The 19,721-nt window shown below is 38.0% G+C and carries 18 protein-coding genes, 3 tRNA genes and 1 pseudogene; 18 read left to right on the top strand and 4 right to left on the bottom strand.

Features of this window, described 5'->3' with window-relative positions:
- Window positions 1-538: 538 nt before the first annotated feature.
- Together FCI53_RS12320 and FCI53_RS22050 are read left to right on the top strand one after the other, a co-directional pair.
- Window positions 539-997 (top strand): hypothetical protein, encoded by a 459-nt coding sequence (locus FCI53_RS12320; protein WP_342774209.1) that lies wholly within the window; start codon window positions 539-541, stop codon window positions 995-997.
- Window positions 998-1,176: 179 nt separating this feature from the next.
- Window positions 1,177-1,311: a hypothetical protein gene (locus FCI53_RS22050; protein WP_281279532.1), complete on the top strand. Its 135-nt coding sequence runs from the start codon at window positions 1,177-1,179 to the stop codon at window positions 1,309-1,311.
- Between the two features lie 127 nt (window positions 1,312-1,438).
- Here the strand turns inward: FCI53_RS22050 and FCI53_RS21890 are convergent.
- A pseudogene (locus FCI53_RS21890) lies at window positions 1,439-1,852 on the bottom strand (diguanylate cyclase domain-containing protein).
- Window positions 1,853-1,895: 43 nt separating this feature from the next.
- Between FCI53_RS21890 and FCI53_RS12305 the strand changes: the two are divergent.
- A tRNA-Tyr gene (locus FCI53_RS12305) sits at window positions 1,896-1,978 on the top strand.
- Window positions 1,979-1,981: 3 nt separating this feature from the next.
- Window positions 1,982-2,052, top strand: a tRNA-Cys gene (locus tag FCI53_RS12300).
- A gap of 193 nt (window positions 2,053-2,245) precedes the next feature.
- Here the strand turns inward: FCI53_RS12300 and FCI53_RS12295 are convergent.
- A complete protein-coding gene (locus FCI53_RS12295; protein ID WP_246050093.1) occupies window positions 2,246-2,899 on the bottom strand; it encodes a spermine/spermidine synthase domain-containing protein in 654 nt (217 codons plus the stop codon).
- Between the two features lie 166 nt (window positions 2,900-3,065).
- On the opposite strand from FCI53_RS12295, the gene FCI53_RS12290 reads away from it, so the two are divergent.
- The 4 genes from FCI53_RS12290 (at window position 3,066) to FCI53_RS12275 (ending at window position 5,845) form a co-directional block, all read left to right on the top strand.
- On the top strand, window positions 3,066-4,082 hold the full coding sequence (locus tag FCI53_RS12290) for a DUF3231 family protein (RefSeq protein ID WP_138419301.1): 1,017 nt from the start codon (window positions 3,066-3,068) through the stop codon (window positions 4,080-4,082).
- Window positions 4,083-4,420: 338 nt separating this feature from the next.
- Complete coding sequence (locus FCI53_RS12285) at window positions 4,421-4,897, top strand: Crp/Fnr family transcriptional regulator (protein WP_171038160.1); 477 nt, start codon at window positions 4,421-4,423, stop codon at window positions 4,895-4,897.
- A gap of 54 nt (window positions 4,898-4,951) precedes the next feature.
- A complete protein-coding gene (locus FCI53_RS12280) occupies window positions 4,952-5,329 on the top strand; it encodes an IDEAL domain-containing protein (protein WP_138419272.1) in 378 nt (125 codons plus the stop codon).
- A 102-nt stretch (window positions 5,330-5,431) separates the two neighbouring features.
- A complete protein-coding gene (locus FCI53_RS12275; RefSeq protein WP_138419270.1) occupies window positions 5,432-5,845 on the top strand; it encodes an RrF2 family transcriptional regulator in 414 nt (137 codons plus the stop codon).
- Window positions 5,846-5,897: 52 nt separating this feature from the next.
- Here the strand turns inward: FCI53_RS12275 and FCI53_RS12270 are convergent, their stop codons facing one another.
- Entirely contained in the window at window positions 5,898-6,170 is a 273-nt protein-coding gene (locus FCI53_RS12270) for a YqhV family protein (protein ID WP_138419268.1), read from the bottom strand.
- 843 nt (window positions 6,171-7,013) lie between these two features.
- Between FCI53_RS12270 and zupT the strand changes: the two genes are divergently transcribed.
- Window positions 7,014-7,823: a zinc transporter ZupT gene (zupT, locus tag FCI53_RS12265; RefSeq protein ID WP_138419266.1), complete on the top strand. Its 810-nt coding sequence runs from the start codon at window positions 7,014-7,016 to the stop codon at window positions 7,821-7,823.
- Between the two features lie 219 nt (window positions 7,824-8,042).
- Entirely contained in the window at window positions 8,043-8,270 is a 228-nt protein-coding gene (locus tag FCI53_RS12260) for a hypothetical protein (RefSeq protein ID WP_138419264.1), read from the top strand.
- Between the two features lie 145 nt (window positions 8,271-8,415).
- On the opposite strand, the gene dat is transcribed toward FCI53_RS12260, so the two are convergent.
- The gene (dat, locus tag FCI53_RS12255) at window positions 8,416-9,267 is read right to left on the bottom strand and encodes a D-amino-acid transaminase (protein WP_138419262.1); all 852 of its coding nucleotides are present in this window, start codon (window positions 9,265-9,267) and stop codon (window positions 8,416-8,418) included.
- A gap of 288 nt (window positions 9,268-9,555) precedes the next feature.
- On the opposite strand from dat, the gene FCI53_RS12250 reads away from it, so the two are divergent.
- The 8 genes from FCI53_RS12250 (at window position 9,556) to FCI53_RS12215 (ending at window position 19,456) form a co-directional block, all read left to right on the top strand.
- Window positions 9,556-9,629 (top strand) — tRNA-Gly (locus FCI53_RS12250).
- 676 nt (window positions 9,630-10,305) lie between these two features.
- Entirely contained in the window at window positions 10,306-11,142 is an 837-nt protein-coding gene (locus FCI53_RS12245) for an STAS domain-containing protein (protein ID WP_138419260.1), read from the top strand.
- 108 nt (window positions 11,143-11,250) lie between these two features.
- A complete protein-coding gene (locus tag FCI53_RS12240; RefSeq protein WP_138419258.1) occupies window positions 11,251-12,960 on the top strand; it encodes an ABC-ATPase domain-containing protein in 1,710 nt (569 codons plus the stop codon).
- A 78-nt stretch (window positions 12,961-13,038) separates the two neighbouring features.
- Window positions 13,039-14,187 (top strand): tRNA epoxyqueuosine(34) reductase QueG, encoded by a 1,149-nt coding sequence (gene queG, locus FCI53_RS12235; protein ID WP_138419256.1) that lies wholly within the window; start codon window positions 13,039-13,041, stop codon window positions 14,185-14,187.
- A 222-nt stretch (window positions 14,188-14,409) separates the two neighbouring features.
- A complete protein-coding gene (locus tag FCI53_RS12230) occupies window positions 14,410-14,943 on the top strand; it encodes a methylated-DNA--[protein]-cysteine S-methyltransferase (RefSeq protein ID WP_138419254.1) in 534 nt (177 codons plus the stop codon).
- A 195-nt stretch (window positions 14,944-15,138) separates the two neighbouring features.
- Window positions 15,139-16,002 (top strand): amidase domain-containing protein, encoded by an 864-nt coding sequence (locus FCI53_RS12225; protein ID WP_138419253.1) that lies wholly within the window; start codon window positions 15,139-15,141, stop codon window positions 16,000-16,002.
- A 569-nt stretch (window positions 16,003-16,571) separates the two neighbouring features.
- Window positions 16,572-17,045, top strand: coding sequence for a tRNA (uridine(34)/cytosine(34)/5-carboxymethylaminomethyluridine(34)-2'-O)-methyltransferase TrmL (gene trmL / locus FCI53_RS12220; protein ID WP_138419252.1), 474 nt, complete (start codon window positions 16,572-16,574; stop codon window positions 17,043-17,045).
- Window positions 17,046-17,560: 515 nt separating this feature from the next.
- Window positions 17,561-19,456: a PrkA family serine protein kinase gene (locus FCI53_RS12215; protein ID WP_138419251.1), complete on the top strand. Its 1,896-nt coding sequence runs from the start codon at window positions 17,561-17,563 to the stop codon at window positions 19,454-19,456.
- Window positions 19,457-19,721 lie beyond the last annotated feature (265 nt).

Raw genomic sequence — 19,721 nt, 5'->3', positions numbered from 1 at the left:
ATATTTTTTGAATCTGGTTAAAGTAAAACCATGACTTTCTAGAGGAGGATAGTAGTTCCACGGAGCAAATAAACGGATGGCTGTTTTTTGGTTATGTGCCATAATAACCATCACCATAACAAAGATAACTTGAATGAGAGCGACTACCTTAGAATTTAGAAACCAAACCATATAATACAACTTAAGGAGGTGTATTCCTGGTACTAAAACCAAATGCAATAGACTAACCTAATTAAAGCAGATTTTGACGGGATGACGTGGGAATTAACTGATAGGTTATGGACCATCTTAACCCTTCCATGACTAAACGACAGCGGAGTGGTGCAAAGCCGTCTGATTAGATTCGGAGGGTGAGGGCAAAAATAGGTTAACACCGGTGTAACTGTCCGTAAGATCCCTATTAAAATGAAAGGAAACGGAATGTTTAAAGTGGGAGTTAACTTTTGCTTTATCCCGTTGCTTCAGGTCAACACTCGAGTGGAACAAGAGCTAACCCCCCCCTAGAGTGTATAGGTTTTAGTAGCCAGGTGAAATCATTTTGTCAAAAAGACATTTACTATTTAATATAAGTATGATTTTGTTTCCTTGGTTGTCTACGATATTTTTAGGAAAGCGGAACATAAAACGTTTTCTTCCTGCAGCATTAGTGATTGGAATTTGGGAGATCATCAATCATAAATATGGTCAAAAGCGTAATTGGTGGATTTTCTATAATAAGCGACGATCGTTTTTAACAGATGAACTTCCCTTTACACTTGGACCCTATATGCCACTGTCGATGTGGATGCTTAAGTTTTCCTTTGGCAACTTTAGGAAGTTTCTTGTTATTAATGCAATCGCGGATGGAATCTTTGCCTTTATAGTGATCAATATACTTAAAAAAATTAAAATTATTGGATTGTATCGTTTAAATAACATTCAATTTTTCGTCTATCTATATTATAAAGTTTTCTTATTATATGGCGTTCATTATGCAATTGAAAAAATGAGACGATAGTTTTATTTATTCCGCATGTAACTAGTAGTAAGCCCCTCACTTCCATCTACGTGAGGGCTCGCAGATCTTTCCTCAAGGTACTAATAATCAGCGGGGGATGAAAAACCCATGTATGGAAATTTCACTTCATGGATAGAGGACATGAATATTCAGTCTGAGAAAGTTAGGAGGATATGGACATGGCGAAAAAGGAACGATTAAACGAAGAAGCAGCACGTAACAACAATTTAGATGCATCAACATTAAAAATGAACCAAGGTCGTGTGAACCAAAATGAACGACCAAAGACAAAATCAAATCGAACGGATAAGTAAATGGATTAAGTTTCTTTCTTGAGATAACAGGGTAAACGAATCGTTGTGTGGTGGGACAACTCTCCTGTCCAGCGTGTCCCACTAAAAAGAGATGATCACATATAAATATGATCATCTCTTTTCTATGTTATTTAGATTTGGTAAATCGATTGATAACCTTTTCGAAGACATTTTCTTTTTTCGTTGTCAGGTCAGGGAGGTTCTCGCTGTAAAATTTGTAATTGGCTTTTCCTTTACTCTTAGCGTAATACATGGCCTTATCTACATTCTTGATCAGCGTATCCATCTCTTCTCCGTCATCAGAAAATACACTAATTCCGATGCTTGAGGATATTTTTGCCTCTTCTTCATTTAATAAGTATGGTTGCGATCATTCCATCAATAGTCTGTCGGCAATAACTTCTACTTCTTCCTTGTTTGTTTCTTCAAAGATTGCAACGAACTCGTCGCCACCAATACGTGAAATGAAATCACCATCACGAACAACCTCATTTAATCTGACTGAAACTTTTCCAAACCTGTCCCCATGTCCCAGGTTCACATTTTGTTTTTTTCTGCATAGGGTAATAGTGTATTGGGATAACGGAGGGGTAGCGAAGTGGTCAAACGCGGCGGACTGTAAATCCGTTCCCTTTTGGGTTCGAAGGTTCGAATCCTTCTCCCTCCATGTGGCGGCATAGCCAAGTGGTAAGGCAAGGGTCTGCAAAACCCCGAGCACCGGTTCGAATCCGGTTGCCGCCTTTGGTTAATAAAACTGGGACAAGGGGACAGGGCACCTGTCCCACACTTGTCCCACCCAAACAATTAAATGATATACATAAATGATTGTGGATTAATTATCTTCGTGATTTTGGGACATTAAACCTGTCCCCGTGTCCCACCGTCACTGGGACAGCAAACCTGTCCCCCTGTCCCGCACCAAACGCATGTCCCACTAATGGTTCATGGCGATAAAGATATAATCTGGTTCGCCGCGTTCCATTGGTACTTGTAATTCTTTCACGTGTAAAAAGTTTTCTTGTAGTCTAGCTACAAAATCAGGTGAAGCAGTCGCGCTCCAAAATGTTAGCACACCTCTATCCGATAATAACGATGCTAATACGTGTAAACTATTTTTCTCATATAAAGCATTATTCGAATCCACTACAGTCCAGTCTGGGCCATTATCAATATCGAGGCAAATAGCATCATATGTACCTTGTGTTTCGTACATCCACTTGGTAAAATCCGCATGGACAATTGATGTACGTGGATCCTCTAAACTATGTGAAGAGTATGCAGCCAAATATGTTTTATTCCACTTGATGATATTCTCTTCAATTTCAACAACCGTAACATCATTAATAAAAGAATAGGAAAGAGTTTCAGCTAAAGAAATTCCAACACCAAGCCCGCCAATTAGCACACGCTTTGGTTCTGGAGCTTCTTTAATCGCTGCTCGGACAAGTAGTCTTTCCGATTCTCCATTGTACGTTGCCATTAAAAATGTTCCATTACTAATAACTTCATAATCACTTCCACGTTGCTGTAATTGTACTTCCCCGCGGTCTGTTTGCACTGTATCAATTACAATCGGTGAAATATACACGATGACGACCACTCCTCTCCATGCCGTTGAATTATTTAATCATTTAAAATTTTAACATAATTCAGCCTGCAAAGATGTTCACCAGCCTCATTCAATCACTGCTTTAACCGAATAAAATTATCAAATCTTCAAAACTTAAGGGTACCATAATAAAAGGAGAGGGCTTATGGAATCCAATCATCAGCATTTACCATTAACAGCATCAGAAATGGCGAGTCTATGGACACAATATCAATTCGATACCATGTCCGTTTGTTTTATTAGGTATGCACTAGAGCATATCGAAGATGAAGATATTCGGGCACTCTACCGACAAGCATTAGCATTATCACAGAGTCATGTAGAAAAAATAAAAGCGTTTTTGGAGGGGGAGAATTATCCCGTTCCGAAAGGATTTACCGACGAAGACGTCAACCTTACAGCACCACGACTCTATCAAGATCCTTTTTATTTGTATTATCTGTATGTCATGACGTTACAAGGGTTAACAGGATATGGGCTGTCGGTTAGTACCTCGATTCGCGCTGATTTGCGTCAGTATTACATAGAAGTAAACCGGGAAACAATGGACTTATTCGATCAAATAACGGATGCCATGCTTACCAAAGGATTGTTGTCACGTCCGCCAATTCTACCTAAACCAAACTCGATTGATTTTGTTACAGACAAAAGTTTTTTAACAGGCTGGTTTGGACAACGGCGCCCACTTACCGCTATGGAAATTGGTGACATTTCCTTTAATGCCGTGAAAATGAATATGCATGTAGCGTTAAAAGTAGGATTTTGTCAAGTTGTAAAGTCAGATAAGGTTCGTAAATATATAAAACGAGGGATGAAAATAACTAATAAGCACCTTGATGAATTTCAAGATATTTTTCGAGAAGAAAAATTAAATTCGCCAATGTCCTGGCAATCATTCGTGACGGATTCTACGATCTCACCGTTTTCTGACAAATTAATCATGTATCAAGTACAACTGTCTACGCAAATTGCGATTGCTTTCTACGGCACCGCTTTTAGTGTGAATGCAAGAAGAGATATAGCGTCAAAGTATATCTTGCTAACGGGGGAGTTAGCTAAATTTGCAGAAGATGGGGCTGAATTAATGATTGAAAATGGGTGGTTAGAGCAACCGCCATTAGCAAGTGATCGACGACAATTAACCAAAGGTAAGAACGATTAATAAAGAAAAAGAACCGCCATTAGAAAATGAGTGGTTTTTTTTATGGAGTTACACTTATCTCGCATTCTCACACTTCAAAGGTAAGTAGGGGAGGCCTTTACGTCATATCCTTTTGGGACAGGCTGCCAGTATATGTCTAATTCTGTTCAATGAACAAGGAAAGAAACATCTCACTGATTGAAGTTGATTGACATTACTAACTGTAACTATTATGATTGCAGTTGAAAGGATCTTTCTATAATATTAACTAATTACCACCATCAATGTATGGATAGGTTGAGTTGACTACTCGATTAAATGTAACAAATTTAATTACAGATACATGGAGGTGGGTTGAAGTGACGAAACGAAACAACAGACAACTAGATCATCAACTGTTAGATCATTATGGAAAGCCAAATACCAAGCTAAAAGGTGATGTGTTATATAGTCCTAAACATCCTAAACGCGCTGTTTTTTATTTAACGGATGGGTATGTAAGACTTGTGAATCAGGAACAGGGCGTTATAAAAATTGTTGGACCTGGAGAGTTTTTTGGAGATCGAGGTATTTTTGCTTCTGATAAAATCTATACGGAAGCAATAACTGATATAAAATATATTTGTATGGATGAGTCTGTGTTTAGGTGGCTAATGTATAAAGATACAAAATTAGCACTTGAAATAACGACTAGCTTATCACAACACGCTATTTATTTGAAACAACGTCCCAACCTTTTAACCATAACCAAAGAAATTTATAGCCATATGAGAAAAGGACATGCGTTGAAATACTTCATTGTTCATCAAAGGGCAACACCTATCAGTTGTAAATAGTGTTTTTTGTCTAAATGACATGGTTCATACTATACTATAAAGGTGGTAAAAGGAATGGAATTTAACAGTCAGGAAAAGTTACAAGTTGGCGATTGGGTGAAAACAAAAACTGAAAATGGGGAACTGATCCATGGTTATTTGGAACGTGCAAACCCAGATTTTTCAAAAGTAGCTTTGAAAGTAGTCGCTAGTGATAATGAAAGAATTATTGGCTATACGTTACGTGTGTCAAAGGAAAATGTTAAGAAAATGGAGAATGCGACCGTCTATAATGAGCAACAACTGGAAACATTAATCGATCTAGCTCTTATAACAAATGATCGTGAATGGTTTATGGAGTTATCAGAACAATTAAATACAGTTCGGCCAAACGGAGCGGGACAGCATAAAAAAAATCTAGTGAATAGAAATTGTGAACAGTCTGTTGAGTGATCGCCAGTATAGGGAACATTCAAGCATCTTGACTTCGTCGATCATACCACTTATGATTACAAAGGAAAAAAGTGGGGCTTTATTAGTAGGAGGAGCAGAGAGATGAATAGCAATTTCACGCTAGCGATTCATAGTTTAACGTATCTTGCCCTACAACCCAATCATATGTCTTCAAGTGACGCAATTGCTGAAAGTGCTTGTGTTCACCCAGTTAGAATTCGAAAAGTATTAAGTTTGTTAAAAAAAAATAAGTTTATTCAATCGAAAGAGGGAACAGGCGGCGGTTTTATCTTTGGCGTTGATCCAAGTGAGGTGACGCTCTGGGATCTTTACCAAATTACTTCGGAAGGTGCCTTGCAGCCAAAATGCCCAGCCTCAAATGAAGACTGTATTGTAGGTGCTAGTATGAAGAATGTGTTGTTTAGTATATTTATGGGTGCAGAAGAACATTTGAGCACCTATTTAAAAAAATACACGATAAAAGAAGTTGTGGACTATGTCAATCAAGAACGGTAAACTTGATTGACATTTTTTTGTTATTATTGTAATCGTATATGCGGATGGGTGATTAATTTTTTACAGCGTATATAATTAATGCGACCCCAGCAAAAATGAACAACAACTTTTTAAAGGAAATACTGTCAGACATCCCGGCCAAACCGATAGCAGTCGTAATGATTAGAATCAATGGTCCGACAAAAGCAAGTGAGCTATTAATGATTAATGCTTTTTCAATATCATTATATTTTAGTATTAAAAGTGCTGCTATTATTTCAAAGCTTCCTGATAATAGTCTAAATAACGCCATTACTAGTATGGTTTTTCCAAATATAGAAAACATCGTTTCCCTCCTGAATAGGTGCATGTCCTAATTATATGAAGGGATCTTTTTGATCAGTACAAGTAAAACATCGAATACATACAATAAATGGATATCAAAACAAGCTAGAAAAATCTAGCTTGTTTTTTATATGGTAAAAATAATTCTAATTGCTTGAACATCGTCTCTTTTATTCTAGATTCTCACTTTAAAAAAGATATGAAACGAAGATTTAAAGGAGAGTAAACTTTCGCTTTCCCGGTTGGTTCAGGCTAATACTCGGTCGAAGGTAGAGCCAAAACCCCACTGACTGAAGATTCGTTTTGAAGGGAAGTTTTCCTATCTGTTTCTTCTCAGCGCGGATTTAGAGCCATTATATTAAGCACTATTGTACATAAAATGACAATAGTAAAATGAAATTCTTACATTTAATCATAAAATATTGCTTTAATTTTTGTATAAGGTTAAAATCTTTCCTATAGGAAACTTTTTTAGTTTGGAGCATATATATATATTAAATAAAGAGAAATTTATATGAAACGAAATGTAGTGTAGCTTCATATACTAAGCATGGGCTCTAGTAAGACGTAGTGAGAAAGAAGTGCTTCCTTATTTATCCCGGGCAAACGTCGTAAGACTCCCACTTCAAAACATGAAGTGAAATGAGATGTTTAAGTGGGAGTAAACTCTCGCTTTCACACCGATTGATTCAAGGGGATGCGGGTCTCACCTTGTGGTACTAACACTCAGTGTGAAAAGAGTAAAAAAACCACTGATTGAAGTTACACTTTATATAAATCAAGTAAAGAAATAAAAACTACGATAAATAAAAGGACATAAACGAATGATAAAGGGGAGAAAAGTATGGTTGAAAATCTGTTACTCGCATTTGGATTAACATTAATGGCAGGGCTTGCTACAGGTGTCGGAAGTGTGCTTGCCTTTTTCACATCAAGTACCAATACAAAATTTCTATCTTTAGCGCTTGGGTTTTCAGCTGGGGTGATGATTTATGTATCGATGATAGAAATTTTTGTGAAAGCACAAGAAGCGTTAGTCGGAGCGCTAGGAACGGAAGGCGGGAATTGGTTAACGGTTGCAGGTTTTTTTGGCGGTATGATTTTAATTGCGTTGATCGATAAATTTATTCCTAAACAAGGGAATCCGCATGAGTTAAAGAAAGTCGAAGATATGGAAAAAGGGGAAGGGCGAATTAATGATCCTAATTTGTTGAAGATGGGGACATTCACTGCACTCGCTATCGCAATCCATAACTTTCCAGAAGGGATCGCGACATTTACATCCGCTTTACAAGATCCAACCCTTGGGATTGCAATCGCTGTTGCGATCGCGATTCATAACGTACCAGAGGGAATTGCCGTATCGGTACCAGTTTATTTCGCAACAGGCGATAAGAAAAAGGCATTTAAATTATCGTTTTTATCTGGGTTATCAGAACCAATTGGTGCTCTTGCAGCTTATTTCATTCTCATGCCCTTTTTAAATGATATTATGTTTGGTGTCATTTTCGCAGCTGTGGCAGGGATCATGGTGTTTATATCGTTAGATGAATTGTTACCAGCTGCTAAAAAATATGATGAGGCCCATATATCGATCTATGGTTTAATTGGTGGCATGGCTGTAATGGCGTTGAGTCTATTGCTATTTATCTAGAAAATAAACGAGTAGCTTTTTGGTAACAGGTTCAGTTTTGGGGAAAGAAATGCAAATAAGATAGTAAAAAAAAGCTCAGATTAAATACTGAGCTTTTTTTGATGGTATAGATTCTACCTGTTTAGGTTTTATGAGAGAACTGTTCCTTTAAAAGGAGGTTGAATTCAAGAGATTTTGGCCATACTAGTAGAAAAAATAGAGGAACAGGGTGAATCTAGTATGGAAAAACAAATTGCATTTCCAGTTGAAAAGATCAAAATGTTAACAGAACAAGAACAGCAGTTATTACAATCGTATAAACGAAAAGAAAAGGAAGCGAATACGGCTTTACAAAAGATGTATTACACAGGTCGAATTCATGCATTCTATGAAATTGCTGATCACATTTATCAAGAAAGACTTCGTAATGCTTGGGTAAAAGAACAATTAGATCAACTAATTGACTAAGTGTTGGTGTGGGTTGGAACTGAGACTGGAAAAGTGAGAATAGAGGAATGAGGCAGTGTGCTAATATGGATTAACTATAGGATCAAAGAAGCTACCAACTAACACCTGTCCCTAGTTGCGTGTACCTTGTGTGGATATAAATCAATCAATCCCTAATCCCAGCATCTTGCTCATAAGCGTGTTGGAGTTTCTTCGTTAGCGCACCTGGTTGGCCAGTTGCAACCTTATATCCATCTATTTTGATGACAGGCATAATTTCTGATGTACTACTGGATAAAAATACTTCATCAGCTCTAGAAAGATCCTCAAGCAGAAAACGTTTCTCAACAAATGGAATTGATAAACTTGTTGCAAATTGTTTAACCTTAGACCGAACGCAACCGTGTAAAATTTGATTGGTTTCAGGGTGTGTGAAAATAATTCCTTTTTTCACGATATAAATATTGGAGGAACTACATTCAGTCACTTTACCATTGTTATGAAAAATTGCTTCAAAGCAACCGTGATCGATTGCTTCTTGTTTAGCTAGAACGTTTGGGAGTAGATTTAAACTTTTAATATGACAATGTTGCCACCGTACATCAGGCGTGGTAATCGTTTCTACACCTTGAAGAAGGTTTTCTGTCGGTCTAGGAAGATCTTCAATATATGCATAAAAATTGATGGCTGCATTTGGAAAGGCATGATCTCTAGGCGCAGATCCTCTTGTCGCTTGAAGGTATAGTTTCGCATCGGTGCGAACGTGATTGACCTCGAGTAGTTCAAGTAATTGTTTACATAAGTCTTGTTTGCGGAATGGAAGGTGCAAGCGAATTGCTTTAGCTGATCGATAAAGGCGATCAATATGTTCGGTCAGTAAATAGTAATGTCCGTTATAAATTCGGATGACTTCATAAATCCCATCGCCAAATTGTAATCCGCGTTCTTCAAATGGAAAGTGCAGTTGCTCTTGTTTAACGAATCCATCATCGGTCAATACTTGTTGGTAAACAGCCATAGTTTTCCTCCTTGCGAAATGCTAATTACGCTCTTCGTATCATTGTATGTAATCGAATAGAAATATTTAGTAACTAAGAATTAAAAAAAATATAATATTTTCGACAAAAAAAGAGGAATTTCTATTGCATAGATTTGGACAACTTGTTATACTATAAAACATCACGTTAATTAAAATATTTTGAAAAATTAACGAGTTGCGAGGAATGACAATGTCGCCGAAATAACTTGCAACGAGACGAGCATGATTTGATCGTGAACAAAACTAAAGTGAATACTATATTATTGTGCGGGTGTAGTTTAGTGGTAAAACCTCAGCCTTCCAAGCTGATGTCGAGGGTTCGATTCCCTTCACCCGCTCCATTACTTATGTGTGCAACGCAGTGTTTCGTTGATTTGGCAACGAAGCATTGCGTTTTTTATTTATACTATTTTGTTAGTTTTGTTGCTTTTGTGTCGTAGTTGATAGAAACGACGACGTACCACTTTTCTCGGTGGAATGGATGCGGATCCTCATTCCGCTATTTCGTTCAATTTTCTCATTTTGAGGTGCGAAACGGTTTCTCATTCCACTATTTGCTGTTTTTTAATGATTATCACCACTTTTTTACCTAGTAGCGGAACTACGAACCGCTTTCTCCTGTATTTAGGCTCATTTTCTTGAATTAGCGGAACCACAAACGGGCACCCTTCGATTTTGGCTCTCATTCTGTTATTTAGCAAAACAAACGATAACGTGTGACCCGCTTTCCTTCACTATACTAGTTACGTCGGATTTTATGTTTATCGCGAAAAAACATCTTTCATAAAATAGCTGATGTATTAGCGATAAAGGCTTTAAGGAGCAAATAAGTTAATCAAACGTTTAATCAAAACGTTGTTAACCCGTGGCAACATGCGCCTTTGTTATAAGTTAATCAAACGTTTGATCAACCATAGTAAGTGATCGTTACTGAAATAATTCTAAAATTCATATATGATAGAGTTACTGATTAAGACATACGAGAATTTTAACCACAGAAAAAAAGGGGTAGGGGAAATGAAAGAAGAACTAGGGTATATAGGGCAGCGAGTAATTTCCAATAAAGAAATGCTTGCACAAAAAACGATTGATTTACAAGGGGAAGTTTATGCTAAGGATATAAAAGAAGCAGGTCTTTCGGAAAAACAAATATTAGAAAATCGTACAGAGCTGATTCATTATTTAGGTGAAGCCCTGTTTACTGACCAGTCGATTATATTAGATAAAGTACGTGACTGGACAAACCGAGCTGGAAAACTTGCTGTTCAAAGAGGGATCCCAGTAGAAAATTTAATTAAACTGCTATCGTCATTTCGTACGGTTATTTGGGAGAGTTTTTCAGAAGAATTAACACAACGAAAGTTTGCGGCAATTACGATGTTAGACGTGAGCATAATGATCAACCCAATTATCGACGAAATTATGTTTATCATCAGTCAAATGTACGCTGAAAATAATGAGCGAAAAATCAAACGCGCCTATAACACGATGCAACAACTATCTGTTCCAGTGGTTCCGATTGCGAAGGACATAGCCGTGCTTCCATTAATCGGAGAAATTGATACCCATAGAGCTCAATTAATTATGGAAACGGCATTAGAGCAAAGTACCGAGTACGGCCTTGAATATTTAATTATGGATGTTTCAGGGGTGCCAATTGTTGATACTGCTGTTGCGCATAGTTTATTTCAAGTTGTGAATGCCTTACAACTTATCGGTGTTGAAACAACCATCACTGGAATAAGGCCAGAGATTGCTCAGACGGTTGTATCTTTAGGGATTGAATTCAAAGGGGTCGATACATTAGCGAGTCTCCATCAGGCACTTGAGAAAATTGGCTTTAGTCGCCAATAATTACTAACAAGGTGTTAGGTGACATGGCTTGAAAGATAACGCTAGCAGGATGTATCCTATCATTATGCGAATTTATGTTTTAGGTAGTACAAAAGAGGTGATAGGAGAATGAATCGATTACAACAATCATTACGACAAATAGATGGGAAAAGCTATAAAGCATATAAGACAATACAAGGCAGGTTTTCTTTTCATCGATATGAAGTCATCGTTGATTATGTGCAAGGAGATCCATTTGCGTCTCCTTCTAAAATTAGAATCATTATCCCTGATGCGTATCGTAAAATAAAAGCTGAATGGAAAAATGACCAGAATCGAAAGGTATACACAGAAGATGTGGTTGCTCGTTCGGTCGCACGTGCGATTTCGAATAACTCCATTCATGGCAAAGGTTCAGGAAAAAGTGGCTTAATTGCAATTGATGCCCCTGGTCAAGAAATTTTAGAACGGACAGCAGTTGACCTTGACCCAAATCATATAACCATTTGTTTATCGATTGGCTTACCGGCGAATGGTCGTCGAATCAATGGAAAAGAAGCAGAGAAGTTGTTTTTTGATGCGATTCCAAGTATTTTAAGTCAATCCGTGTTTGCGATTAAAGATGAAACGATTGACCAAGCAGTTAAATTAGCCGATCAACATCAAGCAATCCGACACGCAATGAAAGAAAATGGCTGGGTATCGTTTATTGCCAATGGCTCTGTCTTACCAAGACAAAGCGGGATTAGCAATCGACCTCTTAATAATGCGATTCCGTTTCAAAGTCCTGAAGCCAATCAAGTAAGGATAAACATTCCACACCAAGAGGAACCTTTAACAGGAATGGCGATCAAAAAAGGTGTCACATTAATTGTTGGTGGTGGGTATCATGGAAAAAGTACCCTATTAAATGCGATTGAACGAGGTGTCTATCATCATATTATTGGAGATGGACGTGAATATGTCCTAACAGATCCAACGGCAGTGAAGGTTAGGGCTGAGGATGGAAGACAAGTCACAACTGTCAACATCTCTTCGTTTATTAATGATTTACCACATAAACAAGACACCAATCGTTTCACGACAGAAAATGCCAGTGGAAGTACGTCCCAAGCAGCGAATGTGGTCGAAGCATTAGAAGCAGGTGCTGGTACCTTATTAATTGATGAAGATACGAGCGCAACAAACTTTATGATCCGTGACGGTCGCATGCAAGAATTAGTTGTGAAAGAAAAAGAACCAATCACTCCATTCATTGATAAAATAGAACAAATGAAACAACAACTAGATGTATCGACTATATTAGTAATGGGTGGTTCTGGTGACTATTTTGATGTTGCCGATCAAGTGATTATGATGGATCAATATAAACCATTTAATGTAACGGATAAAGCGAAGGAAATTGCAGAGAAGAATCCAACTGCTCGGACATCTAAGGCGGATCAAGATTTTGGAAAACTTCCGAACCGACAATTTTTGCCAGGCAGTATCCAAATGCAAAAAGGCAAAAAATCGAAAGTCCAAGCGAAGGGATTAGCCACCGTTATCATGGGAAGAACAGACATTTCACTCCATTATGTAGAGCAGTTAGTCGATAGTTCGCAAACAAGAATGATTGCGGAAATGATTCGCCATATCGACCAAAAAGGCTGGTTGAAGAAAAATCAGTCATTGGCTGAGTTGTTGGACCAAATCGAAGCGCAAATGAATCAGCAAGGGTTAGCATCTTTTGCCCCCTTTCCAAACCAACATCCAGGTGATTTAGCAAGACCACGTCGGTTTGAGATTGCGGCAACATTGAATCGAATTCGTACCGCAAAAGTAAAGGATATGTCCTAAATCACAGAAAGATTCAATGGAAACATCTATCATTTCCTTGACAATACAAAAGAACAACAATAGAAAGGGGGAATTTTGATGGCATATGAATCACTGAAACAAGATATCATTGAATATAGTAAAAGTATTGGAATAGATAAAATCGGCTTTACTTCTGCCGATGTGTTCTCAGAATTAAAATCACGACTTCAGTTACAACAAGAATCTGGATACCAATCAGGTTTTGAAAAAGGGACGATTGAGGAACGAACCGAACCTACTCGGTTGATGCCTGAAGCACAGTCGATTATCTCGATCGCTATTGCCTATCCATCAAGGATGAAAAATGCTCCTAAAAGTGTTAAAGGTGATCGACGTGGAATGTTTTGCCGAGCATCATGGGGAACCGATTACCATCATGTATTACGTGAAAAAGTTGAGCAGTTAGGCCAATATATCAGTGAAAAGGTGAAAGATTTTCACTATAAGCCGATGGTTGATACCGGGGAATTATCCGATCGTGCCGTTGCCCAAAGAGCAGGGATTGGTTTTAGTGGAAAAAATTGTGCCATCATAACTCCTGAGTTTGGTTCGTATGTATATCTTGGGGAAATGATCACCAATATTCCGTTTCGCCCCGATCAACCGATTGCCGATGGTTGTGGCGATTGCACCAAATGTATTGATAGTTGTCCAACTGGTGCATTAGTGGAAGGCGGGCGTTTAAATGCGAAGAACTGCATTGCCTTTTTAACCCAAACAAAAGATTTTCTTCCTGATGAATTTCGCTCTAAAATGGGGAATCAATTATACGGCTTTGACACATGCCAAGTTGTTTGCCCTTATAATAAACATGTTGATTTTCATCTTCATGAAGAGTTAGAACCAGATCCAGAATTAGTAAAGCCTAGTTTAGTACCATTATTGTCCATATCGAATCGTGAGTTTAAAGAGAAGTTTGGTAACATGGCTGGTTCCTGGCGTGGCAAAAAACCAATTCAACGCAATGCGATTCTTGCATTAGCTCACTTTAAAGAAACATCAGCTGTCGATGAATTGGTTCGACTGATGCGAGAAGATCCACGCCCAGTCATACGCGGAACAGCAGCATGGGCAATTGGTAAAATTGGAACCACAGATGGATATGAGGCAATTAAACAAGCAAAACAAAAAGAGTCGGATCCACAAGTACTTGCAGAAATGGATAAAGGATTGGATTTTGAATCGATCTATTATCAAAAAACGTAACGGAAAAGCTTCTACTTCTATAAGGACTCTTGTACAATGGTTGTATGGTCATTGTACACTCATCTCAGGGTAAAACAGAATAGAAAGAAATGCCTTGGCGATTGCCAAGGAGCGCAGGCAGAGCCTTGGTTGCACTTATACTGATTTTTGAACTGCTACGACGTTGTTCATTCCTCCGTGCTAATCAGTATAAAAAGATAAACGTGTTAGAAGGGGTTGTCTATGGGGAAGCGTACAGTCTTACGTTATGATGAATTGGTAACTCCAATTGGTCCACTTACTATTCTTGCTTCAGGTGAGGGGCTATGTCGGATTGATTTTGGTGAGATGAGAGATTTGAAGTCAAGTCTTCAAAGGTGGAGTAAACGGTATTATCTTTGCACAGAAATGGTTCAAGATGCAGCGCCTATAGAAGAAGTAAAACGGCAACTAACAGAGTATTTCGCAGGGGAAAGGAAAGAATTTACGACTGATTTTCACCTCAATGGTACTCCTTTTGAAAAAAAGGTATGGAAAGCACTGTTAGAAAAGGTCCCATATGGAGAAACAAGATCGTATAAAGATATAGCAAAAGCAATTCAAGCACCAAAAGCAATACGTGCTGTAGGAGGAGCGATCAATAAGAACCCGCTCTCTATTCTCGTACCATGTCACCGTATTATTGGTAGTAATGGCTCATTAGTTGGATATAACGGTGGAATGGAGAAAAAGAAAACACTTCTAGAATTGGAAAAGGCACCCATTGATGTTCGTTAACATCGATGGGTGTTTTTTATTGAATAGGTGCTGTGCTGAAATTGGATTCCCGTAAATAAACACCAGAACCCCTAAAAAGGAACCAGAATCTCGTGAATCAGAACAGCGGCGCACTGGTGCACTTCATTCTTAATCTAGACTTTCTACTCATGCTTCCTTTCACCATTTCATAGGGTAAAAAGAGGGAGTGGTGCAATGATGATAGGAGAACAAATCAAACAATATTGGCAAGAACAGTTAACTGAACAAAGAGAAGAACCAAATGCTAACTGGGTGTTAAACAAAAAAAGTATCCATGAAAAAAGGGGAAATAAAGTACCGCGTATGACTGGTAAAGGAAAGCTTTTTCGTAGTTATCAAGTTGATGAAGACAAAACAAAAGTAGAATATAACCTAGCTGTTACCTTTTTCATAAAACAAGGTAAGAGGTTTTATCATGAGGAAGAAGAACATGTTCACCGTGCACTTTTTCATGGGAATCAATTAGTGGAAGATGAGGAAGTGAAAATGGTTCAGTCTGAAAAAGCAGTTCCAACAATTGAACCACTAGCAAAGCATGCAGATCGGAACACAAGGTTTGAATATGATCGACATGCCGCTGTCCAGTATGCGGAACGATGGTGGAATGATTATAATCCAGAGTATAAGCAGTTTGATGTAGATTGTACGAATTTTGTATCACAATGCCTTCGTGCTGGAGGAGCGCCAATGCGAGGGGCGCCGAATAAGGGGGAAGGTTGGTGGTATCAGTCCAATTCTTGGAGCTATAGCTGGGCAGTGGCCCATTCCTTGCGCTGGTATTTGAGTGGATCGAATCAAGGGTTAGAAGGGAAAGAGGTAGAAGATCCAACAGAATTACTTCCTGGAGATGTGATTTGTTATGATTTCGAGGGAGATGGACGTTGGGATCATAACACAATTGTCGTTGAAAAAGATGGTGATGGCATGCCACTAGTCAACGCCCACACCGATAATAGTAGACACCGGTACTGGTCCTATGAAGACTCGCGCGCATGGACTTCTGATTGTAAATATAAACTTTTTCGAATTGGGGACTGAAGTGGGGTAACAATGAAATTTTAAAGGATAGGAATATTTAGTTATTCGATTCAAGAGTACAATGAAAAAAATTAGGAGTCCAAAGCAGATGGATTAACCATAGAATCCGACGTAATAGGAAAGGTGAAGGAAGACCTGGTCGTACCTCAAAATGGGTATTTTGCTAAATAACGAAATGAGGGCCCGGATTGTAGGATGAACCGGTTTGTGGTTCCGCTATTTCATGAAAAAAAGCTTAAATACAGGGGGAAGCGGTTCGTGATTCCGCTATCAGGCACAAAAGTGGTGATAATCGTTATGGAAACGACATATAGCGGAACGAGGAACCGTTTCGCGCCACAAAATGAGGAAATTTAACGAAATAGCGGAATGAGAATCCGCTAACATCCCAACGACAAGAGTTACGTCGGAGTTTCTATCAACTACGAAGTTTTGCGAAGCAACAAACTTTACAAAAAAGCCTTTTTTATAAGACGAAATAAATTAGGTAAGATAAAAATGATTTTGTGTAACAATAAGATGATTGTGCTATAATGATCAAGTTAATAATAATGTTTGAGGTGAACAAAGTGGCTAATCATATTGTATTATTTCAGCCAGAAATTCCTGCCAACACAGGTAATATCGCGAGAACGTGTCTAGCAACGAATACCATTCTTCATTTAGTTCGCCCACTTGGTTTCTCAACCGACGATAAAATGTTAAGACGAGCTGGACTAGACTATTGGCATGATGTGGCGATTCATTACCATGATTCTTTAGATGAAATATATGATAAGTATCCAAGCGGTGAATTTTATTATATTGAAAATTTTGGAACGAAGTATTATACCGATTTCGATTTTAGTAACCATGATCAAGATCAGTTCTTTGTTTTTGGAAGAGAAACAAATGGGATTCCCAAAGAACTATTAGAGGGTAAAGAGGATCGTTGCCTTCGTATTCATATGACGGATAAAGTTCGTTCATTAAATTTATCGAACACTGCTGCCATCCTTATCTACGATGTGTTGAAGCAACAAGGATTTCCAGGCTTGGATTAAGTAGCAGTAGCATTCTATAATAGTAAAGGAACGAGGAACCGGCAAGGAAAACCTCAAACCCGTTTCACTAAAAAACGTGCCCATATAATATGAGCACGTTTTTTTAATAGACCTATTTATCGCTTTGGAACTTGCTTGGATTCATATCCAGCGGCGAAAATGGCTGATAAAAATGCGATACTAACCCCTATAATCAGAACAATCCCCATCTCGATCTAATCCTCCCTTGATCAATTAACAAAGTAGTAATAGTAGTATGTAATGTATGTTGACTTTATTATAACGAATTGATTAAGCCTTGTGAAGGAACAACCGCTGGTGGCAAAAATTTTTAGAAAATTAATAAAAAGTTATTGCTCATATATCTTCCTTATTCCTTCTTTTTCTCCCGTTTTCTCCATTACTAAAATGATTTAATTTAAAATCAGTTTTTTTAACTACTCATTTTCCTGTCCATAGTGACATAGATTGTAACAAATAGCATCTGTATCACCATTTTCACTGGGAGGTCACCTATGGATATATTAAAAAAAGTCCAAAATTATCGTGAGGACCAAGAAAAATTAAAGTGGGAAGGTACACTAGCCGATTATTTAGAGTTGTTAAAAGAACGTCCTTATCTCGCTCAATCCGCCCATTCACGGGTTTATAATATGATTAAGCATAAGGGCGTAGAAGAAGTCGATGGTAGAAAAATCTATAAGTTTTTTGGCGATGAGTTGTTTGGTTTGGAAGAGGCATTGGAAAAATTGGTCGAAGAGTATTTTCATCCAGCTGCAAAGCGTTTAGACGTTCGGAAACGGATTTTGCTATTGATGGGGCCTGTAAGTGGTGGGAAATCAACATTAGTAACCATGTTAAAAAGAGGATTAGAAGAATATACCCTTACCGATGAAGGGGCCGTATATGGGATCAAAGGATGCCCAATGCATGAAGATCCTCTCCATCTTATTCCGCAACATTTGCGTCCAGAATTCGAAAAGGAATATGGCATCAAAATCGAGGGGAACCTTTCTCCGCTAAACATGATGCGCTTAGAAAAAGAATACGACGGGAAAATTGAAGATGTGATGGTTGAACGAGTATTTTTCTCAGAGGATAAACGTACAGGGGTTGGAACATTTAGTCCGTCTGATCCAAAATCACAAGATATTGCAGATTTAACAGGTTCGATTGACTTTTCCACTATTGCTGAGTATGGTTCTGAATCAGATCCGCGTGCCTATCGATTTGATGGTGAATTAAACAAAGCAAACCGAGGGATCATGGAATTTCAGGAGATGTTGAAGTGTGACGAGAAATTCCTATGGCATTTGCTATCCCTAACACAAGAAGGGAATTTTAAAGCAGGGCGATTTGCCTTAATATCAGCAGATGAATTAATTGTTGCTCATACCAATGAATCTGAGTACCGTTCTTTCATTTCGAATAAGAAAAACGAGGCCCTGCATTCGCGTATGATTGTTATGCCTGTTCCGTATAATTTAAAAGTAACTGAGGAAGAACGAATTTATCAGAAAATGATTAATGAAAGTGATATAAAAGATGTGCACATTGCACCACATACATTACGAGTGGCGGCAATGTTTACCATTCTTACTCGTTTGAAGGAATCGGATAAAGCAAACTTAAATCCATTGAAGAAAATGTACTTGTATGATGGGCAAAATGTAGAGGGCTTTAGTGAAACAGATTTACAAGAAATCAAGAATGAACATCCTGATGAAGGAATGAGTGGGATTGACCCACGTTATGTGATTAACCGCATTTCTTCTACTATTATTAAAAAAGAAATGACGTCGATTAATGCGTTAGATGTATTGCGTTCATTAAAAGATGGGTTGAATGATCATCCTTCCATTTCCAAAGAAGACCGTGAACGTTACTTGAACTTCATTTCGATTGCGCGTAAAGAATATGATGAACTTGCCAAGAAAGAAGTACAAAAGGCATTTGTTTATTCGTATGAAGAATCAGCGAAAACACTAATGAACAATTATTTGGATAATGTGGAAGCGTATTGCAATAAAACAAAACTCCCTGATCCGCTGACAGGGGAAGAAATGCAACCAGATGAAAAATTGATGCGTTCGATTGAAGAGCAGATTGGTATATCTGAAAATGCCAAAAAAGCGTTTCGGGAGGAAATACTAATTCGCATTTCCGCCTATGCAAGAAAAGGGAAGAAATTCGATTATCAATCCCATGAACGTTTAAGAGAAGCAATTCAAAAGAAACTGTTTGCCGATTTAAAAGATATAGTTAAAATTACGACATCAACCCAAACACCAGATGAACAACAATTGAAAAAAATCAACGAAGTGGTCGCAACATTAATCGATGAGTATGGCTATAACTCCACATCTGCCAATGATTTGCTACGTTATGTTGGAAGCTTATTGAATCGATAGATGAAAAGGAAGATGAGGTCGACACACTGTTGTTGGCCTCATTTTTTATTTTAACGTGTTTCCTATCATCCAACATTATGTTTACCATTTTTTAAGGCTTATTTCGGAAGTTTTGATGGTCTTACTGCGCAGTTGCTATATACTGTGCAATAACTATTGTAATTCTGCTTTCTTCTATTCTGATTAAAATAAGTGTTATACCATCGCTACGGCAGAATACTACGCTTTCCATGGGCACGGCCTCAGCTAACTTGGTAAAGGAAAC

This window comes from Aquibacillus sediminis (assembly GCF_005870085.1).
Lineage (GTDB): Bacteria > Bacillota > Bacilli > Bacillales > Amphibacillaceae > Aquibacillus_E > Aquibacillus_E sediminis.
Note: the sequence above shows the minus strand (reverse complement) of the source record. Positions and strands in the feature narration are given on the sequence as shown.